The following is a 20,839-nucleotide window of genomic DNA, read 5'->3' as shown; positions in this document are numbered from 1 at the left end:
AACGTCAGGAGGACCATGGGCAACCCACTTCCGCGCGACCCCATTGCCGATGCCCAGCGCAACTGGGACAGGCACGGCTGGGGCGATGTTGCCGCGCCCATGGCCGCCATCACCGCCATCATGCGCACCCAGCAAATCCTGCTGGCACGCATCGAGGCGGTGCTGAAGCCCTTCGGCTTGACGTTCGCGCGGTACGAACTCCTGGCGCTGCTCAGCTTCGCCCGCAGCGGCGCGCTGCCCATGAACAAGGCCAGCGCGCTGCTGCAGGTCCACCCCACCTCGGTGACCAACGCCGTCGACCGTTTGGAGAAGGCCGCCCTGGTGGTCCGCTCCCCGCACCCCACGGACGGCCGCACCACGCTGATCGAGCTCACCTCCGAGGGCCGCACCCTCGCGAAACGCGCGACGACGGCGCTCAACGCCGAGGTGTTCGCCCAGTCCGGCTTCGGGGACGACGACGTCGAGCACCTCATCCGCATCCTGGGCAGCTTCCGCAGGGATGCCGGAGACTTCACCGACGCCTGACGGCGCCGCGATCCGATTGACAGGCCCGCCGCCAGCCACAGGGGACGCTTGCGGCCCACAGAAAGTCCTTCATGACGAAGAACGAGTATTCCCGCCCGGACGACCGCGAACTCCTCCGCGCCTCGCTCCGCTCGCTGTCCGCAGCCTTCCGCCCTGCCGTCCTTTTTGGCGGTCTGGTGGACGGTGTTGGCCTGCGCCTGTCCGAGTTCCTCGGCACGGACACGGCCAGCCTGCACAAGGTCAGGGTGGAGCCCGGATCGGGGCTGGGCGGGCGCGTCCTGAGCCAGCGCCGGCCATTCCTGATCCAGGACTACGTGGGCTCCGACGCCATCACGCACGAGCACGACTTTGCCGTCAGCCACGAACGGCTGAGGTCCATGGCCGCGGCCCCCGTGGTGGTCCGCGGCAAGACGCGCTCCGTGCTGTACATCGCCACCCGCGGCGAGGCCCCGCTCGGCGAGCGGGTCATGAACGAGGCCATGGGCGCCGCGGCGGCCATCGCCCTGGAAATGGACATCCGGGACGAAGTGGACCGCCGCCTGGCCATGATGGCCGAGGCCCGGGTGCAGCCGGAGCAGTCGTTCGACAGCACCTGGATGGAGCATGTCCGCCAGGCCCACGCCGATCTGCGCTCCCTGGCCAGCCGGGTGGAGGATGCGGAGCTTGCGGCGCAGCTGGAGCGGATCGGCGGGCACCTTGCGCCCGCTCCGTCCGCTCCGCCCATCGCCGTGAGGTCGCTGGTCCGGCTCACGCCGCGGGAGCTCGACGTCCTGGCCCAGCTCGCCCTGGGTTGCTCCTACGAGGAGACGGCAGCCCGGCTCGCCCTCAAGCCCGTCACGGTCAAGAGCTACCTGCAGAACGCCATGGCCAAGCTGTCCGTCCACAACCGCATGGAAGCCGTGTCCGCGGCGAGGAAGCTGGGCCTGCTGCCGTAGCTTCAGGGAGACCGGCGGTCGTCCAGGCGTTGGCGGACACGAGCGCGCAGGGACTACCCGATGATCGGCCGTTCCTCGGGCAGGTTGAACAGCCGCGGCCGCGAGGCCAAGGCGATGGCCGATGCCACGGTGATGGTCCCGATGCGGCCTGTGAACATCAGCGCCATCAGGACCCATTCGGCGCTTGCCGGCAGCTTGTAGGTGATGCCCGTGCTCACGCCCACGGTGGCGTAGGCGGAGATGGCCTCGAACAGCACTTTCTCGAGGCTGTAGTCGGTGACCATGAGCAACAGCATCGTTCCGCCGATCACCGCGGCGACGCCGAGCAGGGCGACGGAGAGGGCCTGGCGCTGCACGGAAGGGCTGATGGAGCGGTGGGCGATGGTGACCTGCTCGCGGCCGCGGATTTCGTTCCAGATCGCGAACCCCAGCACCAGGAAGGTGGTGATCTTGATGCCGCCGGCGGTTCCGGCGCTGCCGCCGCCGACGAACATGAGGATGTTGGTGAACATCAGCGTTTCCGGCAACGCGGCACCGTAGTCGATGCTGTTGAATCCGGCGGTGCGGGGAAAGACTGTGCCCGCCAACGAGCCCAGGAACTTCCCGCCGAGGCTCAGCGTGCCCAGGGTCTCTTCCCGGTTCCATTCGAAGGCGGCGAAGAACGCGAACCCCGCGAGCAGCAGGAACACGGTGCCGTAGACGGTCAGGCGCAGGTGGACGGTCCAGTCCTTGAATCTGAGGCCGCCCTTGAAGAGTTGGATGATGACGGGGAAGCCGAGCCCTCCGGCCACCACGGCCGCGCAGATCGGAATGATGATCCAGGGGTCCTCGGCGAAGCCGACCAGGTTGTCACTGTAGAGAGCGAACCCGGCATTGTTGAAGGCCGAAACCGCGTGAAACACCCCGTGCCAGAGGGCCGTGGCCGGGTTGTTGTCATAGGCGAGCAAGAAGCGGAGCGTCAGGGCCAGGGCGGTGACAGCCTCGATGGCCACCATGATTCTGGCCACCCGGAACAGCACCGACCGGACATCACCGAAGTTCAGAGTGTGGGTTTCGGATTGCGCCACGAGCTGGCCCCGGAGACCGATGCTTTTCCGCACGAGCAGGGCAAGGAGGGTCGCCAGCGTCATGATGCCGAATCCGCCGAGCTGAATGAGCACGAGAATCACCGCATGGCCGAAGGGCGTCCAAAACGTCGCGGTGTCCACGGTGATCAGGCCGGTGACGCAGACCGCCGAAACTGCTGTGAACAGGGCAGGCATCACGATCTCACCGTCACTGCCGGTACGCGACACAGGAAGCATGAGCAGCCCGGCGCCCAGGATAATCACGGCCAGGAACGCGAGCGGCACCGAGCGGACAGGATGCAGGAGTGCGCGGGTCAGGCGGCTCTCCCTTTTCGGCCGGGGCGCGGCACGGTCCCGCAGGGCCACTCGGTCAGTTTCCGGCATCAGCTGTTCCTTTTTCATGGGGAGGACTCCAATGCCCATCTGTTCGAGTTTCAGGCCACATTGGTCCGGCGCGAAGCGCACCACGCAGCGTAACACCGGGAATCCGCCAGGGTTAGGGGTCTTAACGAAACCTTTGCGCCCGTGGCCGAATTGGCTCAAGAACGCAAAGAGGCGGGGCTGCCGGTGCAGCCCCGCCTCTTTGCGTTCAGTCCTGTGCTTTGTGGGTCCAGCGTCCGGTTCCCTATGACGCCGTGGCGCGCACCGGCGTCGTGCTTTCCTTCAGGGAGGCCGCCGCGGAAGCTTCCTCCATGTCGTTGTGCTCGCGGCTGGGGAGGGCGAGGGTGCAGAGGATGCTGAAGACGCCGATTCCGGCGAGCAGCAGGCCCACGGCCCACGTTCCGGGGCTGGCGGCCAGCTGTGCCGCGAGGAGCGGGACGATGCCGCCGCCCACCACGCCGGCCAGGTTGTAGCCCATGCCGGCGCCCGTGTAGCGGTAACGGGTCTCGAACAGTTCCGGCAGGAGCGCGCCGGCCGGGCCGTAGGCGATCGCGAAGATCATCAGGGTGACGGTCAGCCCGACGCCGAACGCCAGGACAGTGCCCGTGCTCAGCAAGGGGAAGAGCACCAGGGACCACGGCACCGCGATGATGCAGGAGGTGGCGATGACCTTCTTGCGGCCGAAGCGGTCGGACAGGATGCCGGAGGCCAGGGTGGCGGCGGCAACGAAGACCGAGGCGACGATGCCCGTGCTGAGGACCTCCACGCGGCCCAGCTTCATGCCCGTGGGGCTGGCGGCGTAGCTGGTGAGGAAGGCGGTGCCGAGGTAGAAGAGCGCGAACAGCAGCGTCAAGGAACCGCCGGCCAGCAGGATCTCCTTGGGCTGGCGCTTGATGGATTCCAGGACGGGGAGCTTGCGGACAACGGGCTGCCGGGCGTTCTTGAACACGGGCGTTTCCTCGATGCTGCTCCGCACCCAGAAGCCCACCAGGACCAGGACAGCGCTGAGGATGAAGGGCACGCGCCAGCCGATGGTGATGAAGGCCTCGGACTTGTCGCCGAGCGTGAGGTTGGTGATCAGGAACGTGGCGCTTGCTAGGGCGAACGCGATGGAGGGGCCGATCTGCGGGAAGGATCCGAAGAGCCCGCGCTTGCCCTTGGGCGCGTATTCGGCGGTGAGCAGCGTGGCGCCGGCCCATTCGCCGCCCACAGCCAGGCCCTGGACGAAGCGCAGGACCACCAGCAGGATGGGTGCCGCGACGCCGATGGTCTTGGCATCCGGGACCAGGCCGATGGCCACCGTGGCGATGCCCATCATGAGGAGGGTGGTGATGAGGGTCTTCTTGCGGCCGATCCGGTCGCCGAAGTGGCCGAAGATGATGGCGCCCACGGGCCGTGCAAAGAACGCGACGGCGAAGGTTCCGAAGGATGCCACGGTGCCGGCCGCCGCGCCCAGGGCCGGGAAGAAGACCACCGGGAAGACCAGTGCGGCCGCCGTGCCGTAGATGAAGAAGTCGTAGAACTCGATGGTGGTGCCGGCCGCACTGGCGAACGCCACCTTACGGAGGGTCTTGCGGCTGTGGGGTGATGCATGCGAAACGGGTGAAACAGAGGTCATGGGAATCTCCTTTGATGTCCGCTCTGGTGTCTCACAATGTGATTCACCTCACCGTAGCGAGGGGCGGAGATTCTCCAGTACCTCCAAAAAGAGGTACTGGGCGTCAGCTAGTCACCACGGCCGGACCGCACCGCGTACTCAAGTTCCACCAGGCCGGCGTCGTAGGTTTTCGCGCTCAGCAGGCGCAGCAGGGCCGGGTCCTGCCCGGGCGGGAACGCCCCGCGCCCGGCGCCGATCGCCACCGGCATCACCACTAGCCGCACGCCGTCCACCTCCCCTGCCGCGAAGAACGCCTCGCTCAGCGTGAGGCTGCCCCAGAGCACCACGGTGCCCGGCGTTTCGGCCTTGATCCGGCGGATCGCCTGCACGGCGTCACCGGATTCGATGGTGGCCGGCGGGTAGTCGCCCCACGGTGCGGCGTTGAGGTGGCGCGAGAACACGTAGCGGCGGAGTCCGTTCAACGCGGGGGCGATGATGTCATCCACCGAGGCCGGAGTTGGCCAGAACTCCGCGAACATCCTGTACGTGGAGGCACCCAGCACCATGGCATCCACCGTCTTGAGCCACTCAATCTGGCTGCGGCTGAACTCGTCCGTACCGCCGTCGAGCAGCTCGTAGGCCCTGAACTCATTATTGGCGTCGGCCGCGAAACCATCGGCGGTGACGAATTGCTGAACGACCAGTTGTCCCATGGTTGGCTCCTTGTGTCGGGTGGCAGAAGGACTCTACGCCCGCCCCGATATAGCCGTCCACCGCAGCTTCGCTAACCGGGCGATGTGAGTACATGGACAAGGCCGAACATGCGCCTGCTACCGGCCCCCGCGAACTCCCGGCCGTGTTTTCAAGGATTTGGTTCATCACGTGGCGCAGCCCATCCGAGTAGCGCCAAGTAGTTGCCGGCGCCTCTTGCCCAATACCGAGTACCGCCGCGTAGTTCCGCCCGCGATGCCGCCCAAAAGTCGAGTAGTGGCTACGGATGTGCACCCTGCCCTGCGATTGGTTCACTGAAAGCAGCCAAAAAAATGCAAAGGAAGAAGGTCTCCCCGATGCGGCAATCCGCAGCCCGAAGCTGCACCGGCCTCCCGGCCGTTGGGCAGTGGCGCCGCGGACACCGGATTTCAACCGGCGCGCTGGACACATCTGCTGCCAGCAGCGCCCCCAGATCGGAGCCGGCGGCGAAAGAGCCCTAGAGACCAGGACTCTACCCCCCAGCCGTCGCCGGCTCCCACATAGTGCCGCCTGCCCGGACCGGGCAGGTGGCAGCTTTAACCGCCGTCACGCCTCAGATGTCCGTGAGCTTCAGCCCCGGCAGGCCAAGCGTGAACTCCGCTCCCAGCACCTGCCCGGACGTCCGGAAGCCGCTGAGCCGCGAGGCGGCCAGACGCTGCGCAAGCTCCAAGGCGATCACCGCCGTCGTCTCGGTCCCGTAGCCCTGCACCCAGCCGGCCGCCCCGGCGCCATGGCGGTTTGTTGCCTCAACCCAGATCGTGGAGGAGGCGCGGGCCGGCCCTTGGCCTGCGCCCTCCCCGCCAGCGCCCTGTCGCCCGGCGCGCGGTGGGCCAAGGGTCCCAGCGCGGGCGAGCGTCCGGGCCAGCGGGACAGCCAGCCGCGAGATCAGCGGGCCAGTCCGCGTGGTGAAGTAAGCCGCCACATTGCGCACGCCCGTGGACTGCGCGACGGCGAACATCTCGCCGCTGCCGATCGGCACAGCCGAACGCCGGCCTTCCGGCAGCTCGAACTCCATGATCCTGTTAGGGCCTTGGGCCAACACGCCGTCCCGGACCCGCCAATTGCCCGCCGCCAGAAGAGCCGACGCCGTCCGGCGCACACCTTCGCTGCGGACGGCTCGGGGCGAGGACCGCACGATCGTCACCTGATCGGCGTCGGGGATTCTGTGCAGCACATGGGACGCGAGCGCCTCCACCACAGCGGTGGCGAAGCCGGCTCCGGAGACGAGGGCGACGCCGGCCTCCTGGGCTTCGGCGTCCAGGGATCACGCGTCGCGGAACGTGGTGAGCTCATTCGAGACGTCCAGGTAGTGGCAGCCGCTGCGCAGGCATGCCCTCGCGAGCGCGGGAGCCGTGCGGTGAAAGGGTCCGGCCGTGTTGACCAGCACCCGGACTCCCTGCAGGAGGCGGGACAGGGCATCGGCATGGGACGTGGACGTCCGCCACCCAAGGCCGAGGGATCCGGCCGCGGCAGCCGCCCGGACAGCGTCCCGGCCGCCTATCACGGCTTCAACACCGGCTTCCATTGCGAGCCGCGCGGTCCGCATCCCCACGGCGCCGCACCCGTAGATCATGAGAATAGCCACCACCCACATTCTGCTCGTGACCGTGTTTCTGACCATGGCGCCGGAAGTCTCTGGCTACACTGTGCTTCATTATGGTGCAGAGCGCGGGGCGGCCACGGAACGCTGATCTGGATGTTGCCCTGATCAAGGCGGCCGAGGAGCTCATCCTGGACAGGGGCCTCAGCGCCGTCTCGGTCGAAGCCGTCTCAGCCAGGGCGGGAACCACGCGCCCGGCTTTCTACCGCCGCTTTGACGGCATTCCCGACCTCATTCTCGCCCTGCTCTTGGAGCGTTTCGCCACCGAGCTCGATGCGGTGATGGACTTTGGCAGCCTGCCCGCCGACCTTGAGGCGATCCAGCGCGAGCAAGTGGCGCTCTTCGCGGACCCGCTGGTGACATCCAGCTTCACGGGCTTCCTGGATTCCCTGCACACCAACGATCAGTTGAGGCAGGCCTTCCTCGAGAAGTTCCTGGGCCCGCGGCGTGCCGCCGTGGCTGCCATCATCCGCAGGGCTGAAAGCCGCGGGGAAATCCCCGAAGGTGCTGATGTTGAGTGGATCTGTGACCTGATCACCGGGCCCTTGGTCATGCGGATCCTGCTGCCGGGGCTCCTGCCACTGGATGATGCGCTGGTTTCGAACACCGTAGCCAGCGCCCTTCACGCACTGGGATATCAATCGTCTTGATCGCGTTAATCGTCTTAGGGGAGATGATGCAATGCAGGCCCACATCGACAGGACACTGGTCCACAAGTCATCCGCTGACGCGGTGTTGCTGAGCTCGGCGGAAAGGCTTGGCGAAGGCTGCTGGGAATTCGAAGGCCAGCTCCCCGGGGAAGGCGGTGGCGAGGCTTCGGCGGACGGCGTCCCGATCATCCTGGGCATGGAGCTCATGCGGCAGACCGCCATCGCCTACGCCCACCTGGAAGGCCAGGTTCCCCTGGACTGGGCACTGCTCATGAACGTGCTCGATTTTGGCTGGCTGCCGGAGGCCGCGCACCGCCCCGCGACAACCCTGTTGGCCGGTACCGTCCGCGTGAACACGCAGTCGGTACGGATGCGGCGGGACCACGTCAGCGAACTCACCCTGGAGGCAAGCTACAGTGCGGGCGGCGTCCTGCTGGGGGCGGGCCACGGGCAATTGTCCTGCCTTTCCGCCACCGCCTACAGGGCCATCCGGAGGAACGCACCCGCAGTGGAGCAGCACAGCACCGGCCCCCTGCACGTGGTGCTGGCGAACGTTCGCCGTGACGGCAAACGGCTTGAGTCTGAACTCGTGTGGAACTGGGGAGATTCCTTCATTTTCGACCATTTTTCCGACCACCTGCCCGGCATGCTGCTGGCCCGGGCCATGGTGGAGGCACACCGGCAACTCACGGGATCCGAGCCCGTCCATGTGCGCATCGATTGCGGGACTTTCGGGGAGTTCAACGGGCCCGTCATGGTCGTGTCGGAGCTGTGCGGGAGCGCAGCCACCCGCGTCACCATCACCCAGGCCGGCAGGTCCCTGGCGGACGGGCGCTGCAGCGGCCCGGACGCCGGCACAGCCCACGCCGGCGAAGCGTCGCGGACCATTGACCGGGAGTCCCTGCCCCACTAATATTCCGTTACGTAGCGGGTCGTAATCTAATGGCCATGGCAGGCACCACCAAGCCGCCATCAGCCCGGCGACCACCACTCAACAAGTGGATGGGGGTTCACACTTCAGTGTCTTGCCACCCCTCATCGTTGGGGAAACGGCCAGTCCCCAACCAGCCAGGATCGCAGGCGATCCACGGGCAATAGCGGCTGTGGGCAACAGCAGAATCCGCGCGCGTTTGGTCCACGCCGGACTCCATCAGCAGGCCTGGAACGGCCCCGCTGACTTCAGTGGTTCCACCATCACAACGGCGCCAGCCAAGGGGCGGCCGTGATGCGACATACCAAGGAGTGACAAGACATGAGCGACACCGTTGATTCCATGCTCCACCACCTGGAATGGGATGCCACGGACATCCCCACCACCGACCACCCCCTGGCGACAACCCGCCAGTACGCCGTGCCAACTGCAGCCACTGCCGGGGACAACGACAAAGCCTGGAACCACCTCTACGGGGCCATGATTTCCGGGATGGGCCTGAAGCCGGAGAACTTCCAGCTGAACTACCCGTTCCTCACCTGGGACTGGCCCATCACCAACATCGGCTACACCTCCGCCGCGCAGTACGACTTCTGCTCCACTGTTCCGCAGTTCAGCGCCACGGGAGCCTATGTCTCCGCGGGCGTCGAGTTCAACGACACCTACGGCCAGGTGCTCAATGTCCTGGCGGCAGACACCACGGATCCGATTCTTGAGGAGCGGATCAGCCAGGCACGGAACGTGCTGAACATCGCCACCAACGACTACCAGACCACGTACGCGCAGGCACGCAACGCGTACCTGCAGGAGACGGGCGGCACCAATGTTCCGTCCTTCCTGGAGTGGCAGGGCAGCTTCGGCGGGAAGCCGTGGGCAGCCCAGCTCGACGCCGCGGACAAGACCGTCCAGGCCAAGCAGCGCGTCCTGAACCAGTTGCTGTCCGAGACCATCACGCCCGGCCTCAATGAAGCCGTGGCGCGCTTCGGCAACAAGGACTATTACACCAAGCTGCAGGACCCCGGGCTCAGCGGCTTCCCCGCGGTGCCGGGATACTCCCTGGGCATGGACGCAACCACGTGGCTGCAGAAGGTCAAGGCGGGCACGGGCGGCAGCAGCGGACACGTCGGCTTCGCCAACGAACAGGCCGAGTACGACTACAGCAAGACCTGGGCCGGGGGCAGTGCCTCGGTGGGGAACTTCTTCTGGAGCGTGAACATCGGCGGTTCCTGGGAGCGCGTGGAGGAGTTCGGCTCGGACAGTTCCCTCGAGGTGAACGTGAACTTCGAGGCCTGGGACACCATCTCCATCGGGGCGGGCCGCTGGTACAACGGTGCGTTTGTCCGGAGCATGGCCGAGGGCCCGTTCATCCGCGGCTACTCCCCGTACGGGGCCAGCGGGGAGAAGGCAGTCTGGGGGCCGGGGGGCATCATGGACGTCCAGAAGGTGGGCATGGTGGTCTGCTACAAGCCATCGTTCTCCATCAAGGTCAGCAGTTCGTCCTTCACGTCCTTCTCGAACAAGTGGAACCTCTCCGCAGGGGTGCGGATCGGCCCGTTCAGCTTCGAGGGCGGCGGCGGCAGTTCCTCCTCCGGGTGGACCGCGGATTCCGCGACCAGCACGTTCACGGGGACCTCGACGGCGGAGACGGCCCTCATCCTGGGGACCACCATCGCCCTGGTCAACCCGGAATAGGGACGGCCATGGCCCTCGAACAGGAGCAGATCGAACCGATTCTGCTGACGGTGCGCACGTGGCTCTCCCATGAGAACATCACGGGCCTCACGGTGGGGCCCAAGACGGTCAACGGCCAGGAAACGGAACAACTGGCGGTGGTGGTCCACGTGGTGAAGAAAAAGGATCCCGAAGAGCTGGGGATCGACGATCTGATGGTGCCGCCCTTCGTGGAGGTCCATGTCCAGGACGACGCCGGCGGGCCGCCACGCGTGGAGCAGGTCGCCACCGATGTCATTGAGACAGGCCAAATACGCCTCAGCATCCTGGACGAGAAAGTCCGCCCCACGCCGGGTGGATACCAGGTGGCCGTGTCCTCGGGCTTCTTTGGCGAGGCAACCGGGACGCTCGGCGTGAACATGGTCTGGGGAGGCCGGTACAGGATGCTCACCAACAACCATGTCATCTCCGAGAACGGATCGCGTGGACCCACCGTGTACCAGCCCGACTGGGCGCTGTGGGGAAACAGCCTCTCCGACGTCGCGGGTTACGTGAACGTGGTGACCTATGCGAATCGCTCGCAACCGAACCCGAGCTACAACTCGACGGACTTTGCATGGTGCAACATCAAGGCAAGCGACGGGGATCCGGCGATCCACGGGATCGGGACGCCCAAAGGCTACCGTTCACCGCTGCTCAATGAGGCCGTCAAGTGGATCGGCAAGCAGACGGCCACCGTGCAGAACGCCACCATCACCGGCAAGAGCGGCCAGTTTGTCCTGGAGTTCTTGCCCGGACGGTGGGCCTGGTTCGAAAACTGCATCAGTTTCAGCGCGGGCACGGTGATTGACGGCGACTCGGGCTCAGCGATTGTCGCCACCAGCGACATGCAGGTGGTGGGGCTGATCTTTGCAAGCGACAGCAGCAACCGGGGATACGGCGTCCGGATCCCCGTCCCCTGAGCCGACCCGCCCCTGGCCGGCCCCTCAAGACCGGCGCCACGGTCCGTCCCCGCCATCACGGGGACGGACCGTGGCGTCAGCGGTGCTTGAAATCCGGCGTCCGCTTCTCGGAGAAGGCGGCCATGCCTTCCTTCTGGTCCTCCGTGGCGAACAGGGAGTGGAACACCCTGCGCTCGAACACGACACCCTGGGCCAGGCCCACTTCGAAGGCGGTGTTGACGGCTTCCTTGGCCACCATGGCCACGGGCTTGGACTTGGAAGCGATCACTTCCGCTGCCTTGAAGGCTTCCTCCACCACATCGGCGGCCGGCACCACGCGGGACACCAGGCCCGAGCGCTCGGCTTCCTCGGCGCCCATGAAGCGGCCCGTAAGGACCATGTCCATGGCCTTGGCCTTGCCCACGGCGTGGGCAAGGCGCTGCGAGCCGCCCATGCCCGGGATGACGCCCAGGTTGATCTCCGGCTGGCCGAACTTGGCGTTGTCTCCGGCGATGATGAAATCGCACATCATGGCCAGTTCGCAGCCGCCGCCCAGGGCAAAGCCGGACACCGCAGCCACTACGGGAATGCGCAGGCGGGTCAGATTCTCCCAGCCCCGGAACCAGTCCGCCGCGTACATTTCCATGTAGCCCTTGGACTGCATCTCCTTGATGTCCGCCCCGGCCGCAAAGGCCTTGGCGGAGCCGGTGATCACCACGGCACCGATCCCGGGATCGGCGTCCATGGAGGTGACGGCTGCAACGAGCTCCTCCATCAGCGCCAGGTTCAGCGCGTTGAGCGCTTCCGGACGGTTCAGGGTCACCAGGCCGACCCGGCCCCGCTGTTCCACCAGGATGTTCCCGTACTGCTCCGCCATGCTGTGCCCCTCGTCTGAAGTCCGCTCTGAATCCTTCGTCCGAGTCTGCTCGATGATGTCCGTTGCTGCCAAAGTCATGCCCCCGATTTGTCGCGGATGTCGGTGATGATGCCGGAGAAATCGCGTCCGGCCCCGCCCTCTGCTGCGAAGGCATCGTAGATCTGCGAGGCCAGGAGCCCCATCTTCCCGTCGACGCCGGTGCTTTCCAGGGCGTTGACGGCGAGCCGGAGGTCCTTGGCCATCAGGGCCCCGGCAAAGCCCGGCTGGTAGTCCCGGTTGGCCGGGCTGGCGGGCACCGGCCCCGGAACGGGACAGTTGGTGGTCAGCGCCCAGCACTGGCCGGAGGCGTTGGAGGCGACGTCGAACAGGGCCTGGTGCGTCAGGCCGAGCTTCTCGCCGAGCACGAAGGCCTCGCTGACCGCGATCATGGAGACGCCCAGGATCATGTTGTTGCAGACCTTGGCAGCCTGCCCGGCGCCGTGGTCGCCGCAATGCACGATCCTCCTGCCCATGAGCTCCAGGATGGGCTTCACGGTCTCGAAGTCCTCCGGCAGGGCGCCCACCATGAACGTCAGGGTGCCGGCCTCGGCCCCCACCACGCCTCCGGAAACCGGCGCGTCCACGGAGCGGTGGCCCGCCTCGAGCGCGATGGCGGCGGCCTCGCGGGCCTCGTCCACGTTGATCGTGGAGCAGTCCAGGAACAGGGTGTCCGGAGCTGCCACCGAGAGCAGGCCGGGCGTCCCGTCCACGCCGCGGTACGCGTCCAGGACGTGCTTGCCGCTGGGCAGCATGGTCAGCACCACGTTGGCGCCGTTGACTGCTTGCCCAGCCGAGGCCGCCATGGGAATCCCGTGCTCCTTGGCTGCCTCAACGGCCGCCGGCACCGGATCGAAGCCCAGCACTTTGTGCCCGGCCTTGATCAGATTGGCCGCCATGGGCCCGCCCATGTGCCCGAGCCCCAGGAAGGCGATGGTGCCCGTGTCCACTGCTGGGTTTTCTGTCATTTCGGCTCCTTTGACTGGCTGAAGATGTTCGCACCGGCGCCTACGCCGCCCAGGCCGAGTTCCCGTTCGCCCAGGGATTCAAAATAGGCCTCGACGTCGGCCTCGCCCACCTCTGCGAGCGTGGCCGGCCGCCACCGTGGATTGCGGTCTTTCTCGACCACCTGCGCCCGGATGCCCTCACGGAAATCGTGGCCGGCCAGGAAGCGCAGCCCCACCCGGTATTCCTGGTCCAGCGCCTCCTCGAGCGAAAGGTCCCGCACGCGCCGCAGGGAGGCCAGAGCAACCTTCACGGCCGTGGGCGACTTCTGTTCGATGGTGCCGGCGGCCTCCGCCGCGTCACCGCCCGCGGCACGCAGGCGGCGGACGATCTCCTCGGCGTCGTCACCGGCATAGCCGGCGTCGATCCAGTCCCGCTGCGCCTCCAGAGCCGAGGCCGGCGGTTCCTGGGCGAAGCGCCCGACGGCGGCGTCCGCCGTCGCGCTTTCCAGCGCTTCCGCCAGTGCCGGGAGACTGCCGGACGGCACAAAGTGGTCGGCAAGCCCCAGGAACAGGGCGTCTGCCCCGTCCAGGTGCGCGCCCGTGAGGGCGGCATGCGTGCCCGTCTCCCCCGGCGAGCGGGAGAGCAGGAGCGTGCCGCCGACGTCGGGCACAAATCCAATGGTGGTTTCCGGCATGCCCGTCCGCGTCCGCTCGGTGACGACGCGGAGCGAGCCGTGCGCGGAGACCCCCACGCCGCCGCCGAGCACCAGGCCGTCCATGAAGGCCACGTAGGGCTTGGGGTAGCTGGCGATGAGCGCGTTGAGCCGGTACTCGGTGGCCCAGAAGTCCTGGGCCCGGCCTGCCTCCTCGACCATGTCCTGGTAGATGGCCACGATGTCCCCGCCGGCGCACAGCCCGCGGTCCCCGGCGCCGCGCACCAGGACGGTGGCCACGGCGTCGTCGGCGGCCCAGGCGGTGAGCTGCTCCAGCATGGCCGTGACCATGCCGAGCGTGAGGGCGTTGACGGCCTTCGGGCGGTTCAGCGTGACGACGCCCAGGTGCCCGCGGCGCTCGAAGAGTACGTCGTTCCCGGCCGGCTCCCCCATCAGCTGCCTGCCGGCATCACGAAGCTGGCGCCCTGGCGGATGCCGGAGGGCCAGCGGGTGGTGACCGTCTTGGTCTTGGTGTAGAAGCGGAAGGCGTCCGCGCCGTGCTGGTTCAGGTCGCCGAAGCCCGAGGCCTTCCAGCCGCCGAAGGTGTAGTAGGCGATCGGCACGGGGATGGGGACGTTGATGCCCACCATGCCCACCTCCACGCGGCTGGCAAAGTCGCGGGCGGAGTCGCCGTCGCGCGTGAAGATCGCCACGCCGTTGCCGAACTCGTGCTCACTGCACAGGCGGAGGGCTTCGTCGTAGTCGGCGGCGCGCAGCACGCTGAGCACCGGCCCGAAGATCTCCTCCTTGTAGATGGACATGTCCTTGGTGACGTGGTCGAACAGCGTGGGGCCCACCCAGAAGCCGCCGTCGTAGCCGTCCACGGTGAGGCCGCGGCCGTCCGCGAGGAGCGTCGCGCCCTGGTCCACGCCGGCCTGGATATAGCCCTCGATCCGTTCCTTGGCAGACCGGGCCACCACCGGGCCGAAGTCCGAGTCCTTGTCCAGGCTGTGGCCCACCTTAAGATCCCTGATGCGGTCCTGCAGCTTGGCCACGAGTTCGTTGGCGGTTTCCTCGCCCACCGGAACCGCCACGGAAATGGCCATGCAGCGCTCACCGGCGGAACCGAAACCGGCGCCGATCAGGGCATCGGCGGCCATGTCCAGGTCCGCGTCCGGCATGATCACCATGTGGTTCTTGGCGCCGCCGAAGCACTGGGCACGCTTGCCGTGGGCGGCGGCCGTGGCATAGATGTACTGTGCGATCGGGGTGGAACCCACGAATCCGATGGCCTTCACCCGGGGATCCTCCAGGAGGGCGTCCACGGCTTCCTTGTCCCCGTTCACCACGTTGAAGACGCCGTTCGGCAGGCCTGCCTCGGTGAAGAGTTCGGCCAGGCGCAGCGGCACGGAGGGGTCGCGCTCGGAGGGCTTGAGGATGAAGGCGTTGCCGGCAGCGAGCGCCGGGCCGGACTTCCACAGCGGGATCATGGCCGGGAAGTTGAAGGGTGTGATGCCGGCGACGACGCCGAGAGGCTGCCGCAGCGAATGGACGTCGATGCCCTGCCCGGCGCTGTCCGAGAACTCGCCCTTGAGCAGGTGGGGGGCATTGGCGGCGAACTCCACCACTTCAATGCCGCGCTGGATGTCGCCCTTGGCATCCGGGAAGGTCTTGCCGTGCTCGGAGGAGAGCAGGGTGGCAAGCTCGTCCATGTGCTCGTTGACAAGGTCCACGAACTTGAGCAGGATCCGGCCGCGGCGCTGCGGGTTCATGGCGGCCCATTCGAGCTGGCCCTTCTCCGCATTGGCGACCGCATTGGCCACCTCTTCCCTGCTGGCCAGGGGAAGCCGCGCCTGCACCTCACCCGTGCAGGGATCATAGACATCGCTGAACCGCCCGGAGGTACCGTCGATCCGCTGGCCATCTACGTAATGGGAAAGCTCTTGAACCATGATGGAATGCTCCTTTGCATCTGTGTGAGTGCCCTGCCGTCGGCCTCGGGAACACATGTCCAGCTGTGATCCGGGTCATCTCTGATCCCGAATATACTCGGACTTCCTACTAATTTCTAGAGGGCCTTTGTCATCCGCCATGGTCTCGGGTCTGGTCCTGGGTCTGGCCTCCACCTGCCCTCCGGCGTACCGTCAATCACATCCACGCTGACGCCGTTGAAGGAGCAAAAAGTGGCTGGATGGAATGCTGATACGGCCGCCGGACCGCTTGGGTCCGGCACGGTAACGCTGGTTGAAGGCTCCTCCTTCTGCATCTCTTCCGCCAATGGTGACATCCGGCCGGAGCTGCCCCATGGCGTCTTCCATTTGGATACGCGCATCCTGTCCCGGTGGGAGCTCACCATCAACGGCCAGCCGCTGGAACCCCTGGCTGCCGAGACCAAGGAACCGTACAGGGCACTGTTCGCCGGACGGGTGCCCCGGCCCGACGGGCACGCGGACAGTCCTTTGCTCGTGGAGAGGCTGCGTGAGGTGGGCGCCGGAATGCTGGAAGAGATCACCGTCCGGAATTACTCCACCCAGCCAGCCGATTGCCGGATCTTGTTATCAGTCGAGTCGGATTTCGCGGATCTTTTTGAGGTGAAGGAAGCACGGATCACGCGCCAGTGGAAGGAAACCCGACGGCTGGAAAGCGATTCGCTGGAAATCCGGGGGCAGTGGGAGGGGGTCCGGAAAAGCGTGGTGATCCGGGGCGAAGGCGCCGGCGTCGGCGCCAAGGCCTTGGGCTTCAGGACCACGATTCCGCCTTTCGGGCAATGGAGCACGCGCGTGAGCGTTTTGCCGACTGTCGATGGCGCCGTGGCACCCTTCGTCCATCCAGCGCGCGGGGAAATGTCGCCCAGCGACCGGCGTCGGCAAGAGTGGGTGGACAAGATCCCCGTCCTGCATATGGGCAATCGATCCATCGAGCGGACCCTGCGGCGCAGCTACGAGGACCTCGGCGCCCTCAGGATCCAGGATCCGGACCATCCGGACAGGGTGGTGGTGGCCGCCGGCGCTCCCTGGTTCATGACGTTGTTCGGCCGCGACTCCCTCTGGGCATCGGAAATGGCGCTGCCCGTTGACCCGTCCCTCGCACTGGGGACGCTCCGTACCTTGGCCGATCGTCAGGGAACGGTTGTGGATCCGGTCAGCGAGGAAGAACCGGGCAAGATCCTGCATGAGGTGAGGCTCGACGTCTCCAGCGGCCTCGCGCTCGGCGGAAAGTCCGCTTACTACGGCAGCGTTGATGCAACCCCGCTCTTCGTGGTTGTCCTGGGATCGGTCAGCCGCTGGGGCTTCTCCAAGGACACCATCTCCGCACTCCTGCCCAACGCCGACCGCGCCCTTGAGTGGATCCGCGATTACGGTGACCGGGACGGCGATGGCTTTGTGGAGTACGGTCGCCCCAATGTGCACGGGCTCATCCACCAGGGATGGAAGGACTCTTGGGACGGCATCAACTTCGCCGATGGCACCCTCGCGGAGCCGCCCTTGGCGCTGTGCGAAGTCCAGGCGTACGTGCACGGCGCGTATACGTCACGGGCCTGGATGGCATACGACGACGGCGACCTCACCTTGGCCGCGGAGCTTCAGGAGCGCGCGGACCGCATCAAGCAAAAGTTCAACGAAGAGTTTTGGCTTCCGAACAAGGGCTATTACGCCGTCGCATTGGACCGCGACAAGCGGCCTGTGGACGCTTGCGCCTCGAACATGGGCCACTGCTTGTGGTTTGGCTTGGTGGATGAGGACAAAGCCCCCTCCGTAGTGGAGCACTTGATGTCCCCCGAGATGTTCAGTGGTTGGGGAGTCCGGACACTGGCAAGCAACATGGGCGCCTACAACCCGGCCAGCTACCACAATGGCTCTGTCTGGCCGCACGACAACGCCCTGATTGTCCAAGGGCTGCTGCGGTACGGATTTGTGGACGAAGCACAACGGATCGCCACAGCCTTGCTGGAAGCCGCCGAGTATTCGGGCGGCCGGCTCCCGGAACTCTTCTGCGGCTTCGACCGGAAACAGTTCAACGAACCGGTCCCCTATCCAACCGCCTGCTCACCCCAAGCATGGGCCGCCACCACGCCCATTCAACTGGTTATGGGCCTCATGCGCTATGACGTCCACATTTCGTTGGGCGGCGTCTGGCTGGACCCAGTTTTGCCGGAGTCCTACGGTGAGCTGCACATCAGCAACGCCCCGATGGGAAATGGCCGTGTCACTATCGATATCTCCGGCCCGGACTCCACGGTCCAGGGTCTGCCGGATGGGCTGGCGTTCCACCACGCGCAGCGGCCTTGGCTTACGGAGCTGTTGGAACAGGCGCACCTGCAGAAGCCCGGAACCTAGTCCTCCCAACGTCCAGTCCCGCACCGAGGCCATCGCATTGGCCTCAGTGCGGGACTCCGGTAGTCGCTGGCTTTCGGCTAGAGCAGCTGGAAGCGGCTAGGCATCGATCACCAAATCGGTCCGCGCGGTGGAGCAGCAGGGCAGGAACTTCCCCGCATCGATTTCCCGTGCGCGGATTCCGCCCTGGTGGTTCATCTCGACCTCCCCGGAAAGCTTGACGACCTTGCAGGAGCCACACATGCCTTCCTTGCAGTTCGCGCCGATCCTGACGCCGGCACGTTGGGCCGCGCCGAGGATGTGTTCGGTCGGGTCGATCCGCACATTGATGCCAGTGCGCATGAAGGACAGCATCAGGCTTCCCGTTCCCACCGTGTCGAAGGTCGAGACATCCGGTGTGTCGGCCTCCGGCGCCGTCCCCGAACCGCCGTCGGGGGCTTCCGATCCGGAAACGTCCGGGGCGACGGTTTCCAGCGGCAGCCCTGTGGCCTGCAGGGTTCCGTCGGCGTCGTAGCCGGGTTCGTAGAGCCCGAAGGCGGCGGGCTGGCTTTCAAAGTAGTCCTCGGCGGAATCGGCGATTTCCTCCGCGATTTCCTCAGCAATATCAGCGGCAAGCGCGAGCTCGGCCTGGTATTCCAGGAGCGTCTGACGATCTCCCGAGAAGAATTCCATGTAGATGGAGGTGTCGTCGACGCCCACCTTCCCCAGAAGCTCGGTGGCGGTGTTCAGGTAACCCTCGGGACCGCAGGCATAGACCTGGCGGCCGTTGGCATCGGGTGCCACCTCGTCGAGCATGGCTGCCGTCAGCCTTCCGCTGAGCCCTTCCCACCCCTCGGGTTTGCGGCGGTCGCCCAGGGAGTAGAAGACCTTGACGCGCGAGTCCACGGAGGCGATGTAGGCCAACTCCCGGTGGAAGGCAAAGCCTCCGGCATCCGATCCGTGGTAGAGCACCACAACATCAGCCTGTCCGGGCAGGGAGTGGATGGTCCGCACCATCGACATGATGGGAGTGATGCCTGCGCCGGCGGCCAGCAAGAGGTACCGTGCCCTCCGGTCGGCGTCGGGCAGGTGAAATGCCCCGACCGGTCCGAGCATCTCAAGCACAGTGCCGGGTTTGACATTCTCGTGCACCCACGGTGAGACCAGTCCCGTGGGGTCGCATTTGACGGTGATGTTGAAGGTCCACGGCTCTGTGGGCGAACTGGACAGCGAGTAGCTGCGGTCCGCCGGATCCTGGTCCTCGCCATTCACTGGAAAGGCGACGTTTACGTACTGGCCCGCACGGAACGCCAGGGGCGCACCGTCGCAGCGGCGGAACACGAAGGTCATCATGCCGCCCGCCTCGGGAACGGTCTCGACACATTCGGCCATGAACTCCTGCGGATGCCAGGGGCCCAATGCACGGGCGGCGCCTGCGGGTCCCTCGGTGCTGCCCATCACCCTGTTCCACGGCATCTCAAGACCGCGAATGCGCTGTGGTTCCTGGATTGCCGTCTCAGTGAGGAGTTCAATCATGCCAAGTGTTCCTGCACGCGCTGCACGTACCAGTTGATGAACGCCTCCACCTGGTATTCGCTCTTCATGTACGGGCCGGGCTCGTAGGCGGGGCTGCCGGCGCCCTTCTGGCACAGCTCCACGAACGCCTTGTCCTGCAGATTGGTCTGCTTCCAGGTGTAGGTGAGTTTCTCCAAATCGTAGTCGACGCCTTCCACGGCGTCGTCAGCCACCAGCCAGGTGGTGCGAACCAGTGACTGGTGTTCGTTGATGGGGAAGACGCCGAACGTGATGACGTGGTCTCCGAGGAAATGGAACCAGCTGTTGGGCTGCAGGTGCATTGAGCAGCGGCCAAGGCGGAAGTCCGGCAAGTCACCGAGCAGCTTCTTGGAAAGCCTGCGGCCATCTGCCGAGAACGATTCGCCCTCTCCGTCGAGCGATTCCCGGGAGATGCGGATTCCCGCGATGCGCGTATCAAGCTCCTCGACCACCTCGTAGGGAAGGCCATACCGGCGGCAACGCTCCTCGAGCGAGGACTGTGCTTCCTTGTTGCGGTCCCACACTTCCTCAAGGTGGGCCGGGATCAGGCCCTCCGTCAGGCCCCATGTCGGGAAGAGGGAGCAGGCGAGCTCCGGGTGGCCGTCGCAGTGGTAGCACTCACGGTTGTTCTCCATGACGAGCTTCCAGTTGCCTTCCTCGATGATGTTCTGCTGGTAGGCAATCTTCGTCTTCGACAAATCGTGGGGCGCGAGGTAAGGCTCGAAGATCTTTGAGGTCTCGTCGAAGTCGGTCGGCGGTTCGTCCGCAATGCAGACGAAGATGAGTCCGGCGACCACGCGGCTGTGGGCACGCTTGAGTGCAAAGCAGCTCTTGTCGAACTTTGTTTCCCCTGGAGCCGAGGCATGGATCAAATTGCCGTCAGGGGAGTACGTCCAGGAGTGATAGCCGCAGACCAGGTTTCCGGTCGAGCCGGCGGATTCGGTCAGGACTCGGGCGCCGCGGTGGCGGCAGACGTTGTGCAAGACGTTGACGTCGCCGTCGTCGTTGCGCAGCACGATCAGTGAGTAGGGCCCGTAGTCGACCGTGACATAGTCGCCCGGCTCCGGCAGTTCGGCGACGCTGGCGGCAAAGATCCAGTGCTGGCCAAAGATGGCTTCCATGTCGATCTTGAAGATCGTCGGGTCGGTGTAGAAGGGGGCGTCGAGGGAATAGCCCTTCCGGCGGAACTCGAACAGCCCGGAGATTTCCGCCAGCTGCTCGGCAGGCAGCGATGACGCGATCTTTCCGCGTGATTTGAGGGGCAGGTTCGCTTGGGCAGTCATGTGGTTCCTCCCGGGAGGCTGGGTGAATGTGTGAATCGTGGGGACAGCGGGGGCGTCTTCGCAACCCGCGTTATCGAAGTCTTCGTAGTACGAGATTAGGGACGATTGAACTGCAACAAAAGCGCAAT

Annotated in this window: 18 protein-coding genes; 7 read left to right on the top strand and 11 right to left on the bottom strand. The window is 66.0% G+C overall.

What is annotated here, in order from left to right; translation table 11 throughout:
• Nucleotides 1-15 precede the first annotated feature (15 nt).
• Nucleotides 16-525: a MarR family winged helix-turn-helix transcriptional regulator gene (locus NVV90_RS02190; RefSeq protein ID WP_258439564.1), complete on the top strand. Its 510-nt coding sequence runs from the start codon at nucleotides 16-18 to the stop codon at nucleotides 523-525.
• A gap of 71 nt (nucleotides 526-596) precedes the next feature.
• Nucleotides 597-1,460 (top strand): LuxR C-terminal-related transcriptional regulator, encoded by an 864-nt coding sequence (locus NVV90_RS02185; protein WP_258439563.1) that lies wholly within the window; start codon nucleotides 597-599, stop codon nucleotides 1,458-1,460.
• A gap of 53 nt (nucleotides 1,461-1,513) precedes the next feature.
• Here NVV90_RS02185 and NVV90_RS02180 read toward each other — a convergent pair whose 3' ends face one another.
• From NVV90_RS02180 to NVV90_RS02160, 5 genes are all read right to left on the bottom strand, one after another.
• On the bottom strand, nucleotides 1,514-2,911 hold the full coding sequence (locus NVV90_RS02180; protein WP_258439562.1) for a TrkH family potassium uptake protein: 1,398 nt from the start codon (nucleotides 2,909-2,911) through the stop codon (nucleotides 1,514-1,516).
• Nucleotides 2,912-3,152: 241 nt separating this feature from the next.
• On the bottom strand, nucleotides 3,153-4,526 hold the full coding sequence (locus NVV90_RS02175; protein WP_258439561.1) for an MFS transporter: 1,374 nt from the start codon (nucleotides 4,524-4,526) through the stop codon (nucleotides 3,153-3,155).
• Nucleotides 4,527-4,633: 107 nt separating this feature from the next.
• Nucleotides 4,634-5,218 carry a dihydrofolate reductase family protein gene (locus NVV90_RS02170; protein WP_258439560.1) on the bottom strand — a complete coding sequence of 195 codons (585 nt, stop codon included), beginning with the start codon at nucleotides 5,216-5,218 and terminating at the stop codon, nucleotides 4,634-4,636.
• A 590-nt stretch (nucleotides 5,219-5,808) separates the two neighbouring features.
• Complete coding sequence (locus NVV90_RS02165) at nucleotides 5,809-6,270, bottom strand: hypothetical protein (protein ID WP_258439559.1); 462 nt, start codon at nucleotides 6,268-6,270, stop codon at nucleotides 5,809-5,811.
• Between the two features lie 249 nt (nucleotides 6,271-6,519).
• Nucleotides 6,520-6,840, bottom strand: coding sequence for a saccharopine dehydrogenase NADP-binding domain-containing protein (locus tag NVV90_RS02160; RefSeq protein ID WP_258439558.1), 321 nt, complete (start codon nucleotides 6,838-6,840; stop codon nucleotides 6,520-6,522).
• 71 nt (nucleotides 6,841-6,911) lie between these two features.
• Here NVV90_RS02160 and NVV90_RS02155 point away from each other — a divergent pair, with 71 nt between their 5' ends.
• The 4 genes from NVV90_RS02155 (at nucleotide 6,912) to NVV90_RS02140 (ending at nucleotide 11,069) form a co-directional block, all read left to right on the top strand.
• Nucleotides 6,912-7,505: a TetR/AcrR family transcriptional regulator gene (locus NVV90_RS02155; RefSeq protein WP_258439557.1), complete on the top strand. Its 594-nt coding sequence runs from the start codon at nucleotides 6,912-6,914 to the stop codon at nucleotides 7,503-7,505.
• A gap of 31 nt (nucleotides 7,506-7,536) precedes the next feature.
• Nucleotides 7,537-8,418 carry an AfsA-related hotdog domain-containing protein gene (locus tag NVV90_RS02150; protein WP_258439556.1) on the top strand — a complete coding sequence of 294 codons (882 nt, stop codon included), beginning with the start codon at nucleotides 7,537-7,539 and terminating at the stop codon, nucleotides 8,416-8,418.
• 339 nt (nucleotides 8,419-8,757) lie between these two features.
• Nucleotides 8,758-10,128 carry a hypothetical protein gene (locus tag NVV90_RS02145; protein ID WP_258439555.1) on the top strand — a complete coding sequence of 457 codons (1,371 nt, stop codon included), beginning with the start codon at nucleotides 8,758-8,760 and terminating at the stop codon, nucleotides 10,126-10,128.
• A gap of 8 nt (nucleotides 10,129-10,136) precedes the next feature.
• Nucleotides 10,137-11,069, top strand: a complete 933-nt coding sequence (locus NVV90_RS02140; protein WP_258439554.1) for a hypothetical protein — start codon at nucleotides 10,137-10,139, stop codon at nucleotides 11,067-11,069.
• A gap of 76 nt (nucleotides 11,070-11,145) precedes the next feature.
• Here the strand turns inward: NVV90_RS02140 and NVV90_RS02135 are convergent, their stop codons facing one another.
• The 4 genes from NVV90_RS02135 to NVV90_RS02120 all read right to left on the bottom strand — a co-directional run bounded on the left by NVV90_RS02135 (nucleotide 11,146) and on the right by NVV90_RS02120 (nucleotide 15,513).
• Nucleotides 11,146-11,925: an enoyl-CoA hydratase gene (locus tag NVV90_RS02135; protein WP_258441041.1), complete on the bottom strand. Its 780-nt coding sequence runs from the start codon at nucleotides 11,923-11,925 to the stop codon at nucleotides 11,146-11,148.
• Nucleotides 11,926-11,999: 74 nt separating this feature from the next.
• Entirely contained in the window at nucleotides 12,000-12,929 is a 930-nt protein-coding gene (gene mmsB, locus NVV90_RS02130) for a 3-hydroxyisobutyrate dehydrogenase (RefSeq protein WP_258439553.1), read from the bottom strand.
• A complete protein-coding gene (locus NVV90_RS02125) occupies nucleotides 12,926-14,014 on the bottom strand; it encodes an enoyl-CoA hydratase/isomerase family protein (protein WP_258439552.1) in 1,089 nt (362 codons plus the stop codon). The genes mmsB and NVV90_RS02125 overlap by 4 nt, the downstream gene beginning before the upstream one ends.
• A complete protein-coding gene (locus NVV90_RS02120; RefSeq protein ID WP_258439551.1) occupies nucleotides 14,014-15,513 on the bottom strand; it encodes a CoA-acylating methylmalonate-semialdehyde dehydrogenase in 1,500 nt (499 codons plus the stop codon). Before NVV90_RS02120 ends, NVV90_RS02125 begins: the two co-directional genes overlap by 1 nt.
• Nucleotides 15,514-15,744: 231 nt before the next feature.
• Between NVV90_RS02120 and NVV90_RS02115 the strand changes: the two genes are divergently transcribed.
• The gene (locus NVV90_RS02115; RefSeq protein ID WP_258439550.1) at nucleotides 15,745-17,898 is read left to right on the top strand and encodes a glycogen debranching N-terminal domain-containing protein; all 2,154 of its coding nucleotides are present in this window, start codon (nucleotides 15,745-15,747) and stop codon (nucleotides 17,896-17,898) included.
• A 96-nt stretch (nucleotides 17,899-17,994) separates the two neighbouring features.
• Here the strand turns inward: NVV90_RS02115 and NVV90_RS02110 are convergent, their stop codons facing one another.
• Both NVV90_RS02110 and NVV90_RS02105 read right to left on the bottom strand, forming a co-directional pair.
• On the bottom strand, nucleotides 17,995-19,410 hold the full coding sequence (locus tag NVV90_RS02110; protein WP_258439549.1) for a ferredoxin reductase: 1,416 nt from the start codon (nucleotides 19,408-19,410) through the stop codon (nucleotides 17,995-17,997).
• Nucleotides 19,407-20,711: an aromatic ring-hydroxylating dioxygenase subunit alpha gene (locus NVV90_RS02105; RefSeq protein ID WP_258439548.1), complete on the bottom strand. Its 1,305-nt coding sequence runs from the start codon at nucleotides 20,709-20,711 to the stop codon at nucleotides 19,407-19,409. The genes NVV90_RS02110 and NVV90_RS02105 overlap by 4 nt, the downstream gene beginning before the upstream one ends.
• Between the last annotated feature and the right edge of the window lie 128 nt (nucleotides 20,712-20,839).

It is taken from the genome of Arthrobacter sp. CJ23, from assembly GCF_024741795.1.
Lineage (GTDB): Bacteria > Actinomycetota > Actinomycetes > Actinomycetales > Micrococcaceae > Arthrobacter.
Note: the sequence above shows the minus strand (reverse complement) of the source record. Positions and strands in the feature narration are given on the sequence as shown.

What these genes read in the sequence shown, in the direction of transcription:
- NVV90_RS02190 (WP_258439564.1), top strand. Translation starts at nt 16, where the DNA reads ATGGGCAACCCACTTCCGCGCGACCCCATTGCCGATGCCCAGCGCAAC.
- NVV90_RS02185 (WP_258439563.1), top strand. Translation starts at nt 597, where the DNA reads ATGACGAAGAACGAGTATTCCCGCCCGGACGACCGCGAACTCCTCCGC.
- NVV90_RS02180 (WP_258439562.1), bottom strand. Translation starts at nt 2,911, where the DNA reads ATGCCGGAAACTGACCGAGTGGCCCTGCGGGACCGTGCCGCGCCCCGG.
- NVV90_RS02175 (WP_258439561.1), bottom strand. Translation starts at nt 4,526, where the DNA reads ATGACCTCTGTTTCACCCGTTTCGCATGCATCACCCCACAGCCGCAAG.
- NVV90_RS02170 (WP_258439560.1), bottom strand. Translation starts at nt 5,218, where the DNA reads ATGGGACAACTGGTCGTTCAGCAATTCGTCACCGCCGATGGTTTCGCG.
- NVV90_RS02165 (WP_258439559.1), bottom strand. Translation starts at nt 6,270, where the DNA reads ATGGAGTTCGAGCTGCCGGAAGGCCGGCGTTCGGCTGTGCCGATCGGC.
- NVV90_RS02155 (WP_258439557.1), top strand. Translation starts at nt 6,912, where the DNA reads ATGGTGCAGAGCGCGGGGCGGCCACGGAACGCTGATCTGGATGTTGCC.
- NVV90_RS02150 (WP_258439556.1), top strand. Translation starts at nt 7,537, where the DNA reads ATGCAGGCCCACATCGACAGGACACTGGTCCACAAGTCATCCGCTGAC.
- NVV90_RS02145 (WP_258439555.1), top strand. Translation starts at nt 8,758, where the DNA reads ATGAGCGACACCGTTGATTCCATGCTCCACCACCTGGAATGGGATGCC.
- NVV90_RS02140 (WP_258439554.1), top strand. Translation starts at nt 10,137, where the DNA reads ATGGCCCTCGAACAGGAGCAGATCGAACCGATTCTGCTGACGGTGCGC.
- NVV90_RS02135 (WP_258441041.1), bottom strand. Translation starts at nt 11,925, where the DNA reads ATGGCGGAGCAGTACGGGAACATCCTGGTGGAACAGCGGGGCCGGGTC.
- mmsB (WP_258439553.1), bottom strand. Translation starts at nt 12,929, where the DNA reads ATGACAGAAAACCCAGCAGTGGACACGGGCACCATCGCCTTCCTGGGG.
- NVV90_RS02125 (WP_258439552.1), bottom strand. Translation starts at nt 14,014, where the DNA reads ATGGGGGAGCCGGCCGGGAACGACGTACTCTTCGAGCGCCGCGGGCAC.
- NVV90_RS02120 (WP_258439551.1), bottom strand. Translation starts at nt 15,513, where the DNA reads ATGGTTCAAGAGCTTTCCCATTACGTAGATGGCCAGCGGATCGACGGT.
- NVV90_RS02110 (WP_258439549.1), bottom strand. Translation starts at nt 19,410, where the DNA reads ATGATTGAACTCCTCACTGAGACGGCAATCCAGGAACCACAGCGCATT.
- NVV90_RS02105 (WP_258439548.1), bottom strand. Translation starts at nt 20,711, where the DNA reads ATGACTGCCCAAGCGAACCTGCCCCTCAAATCACGCGGAAAGATCGCG.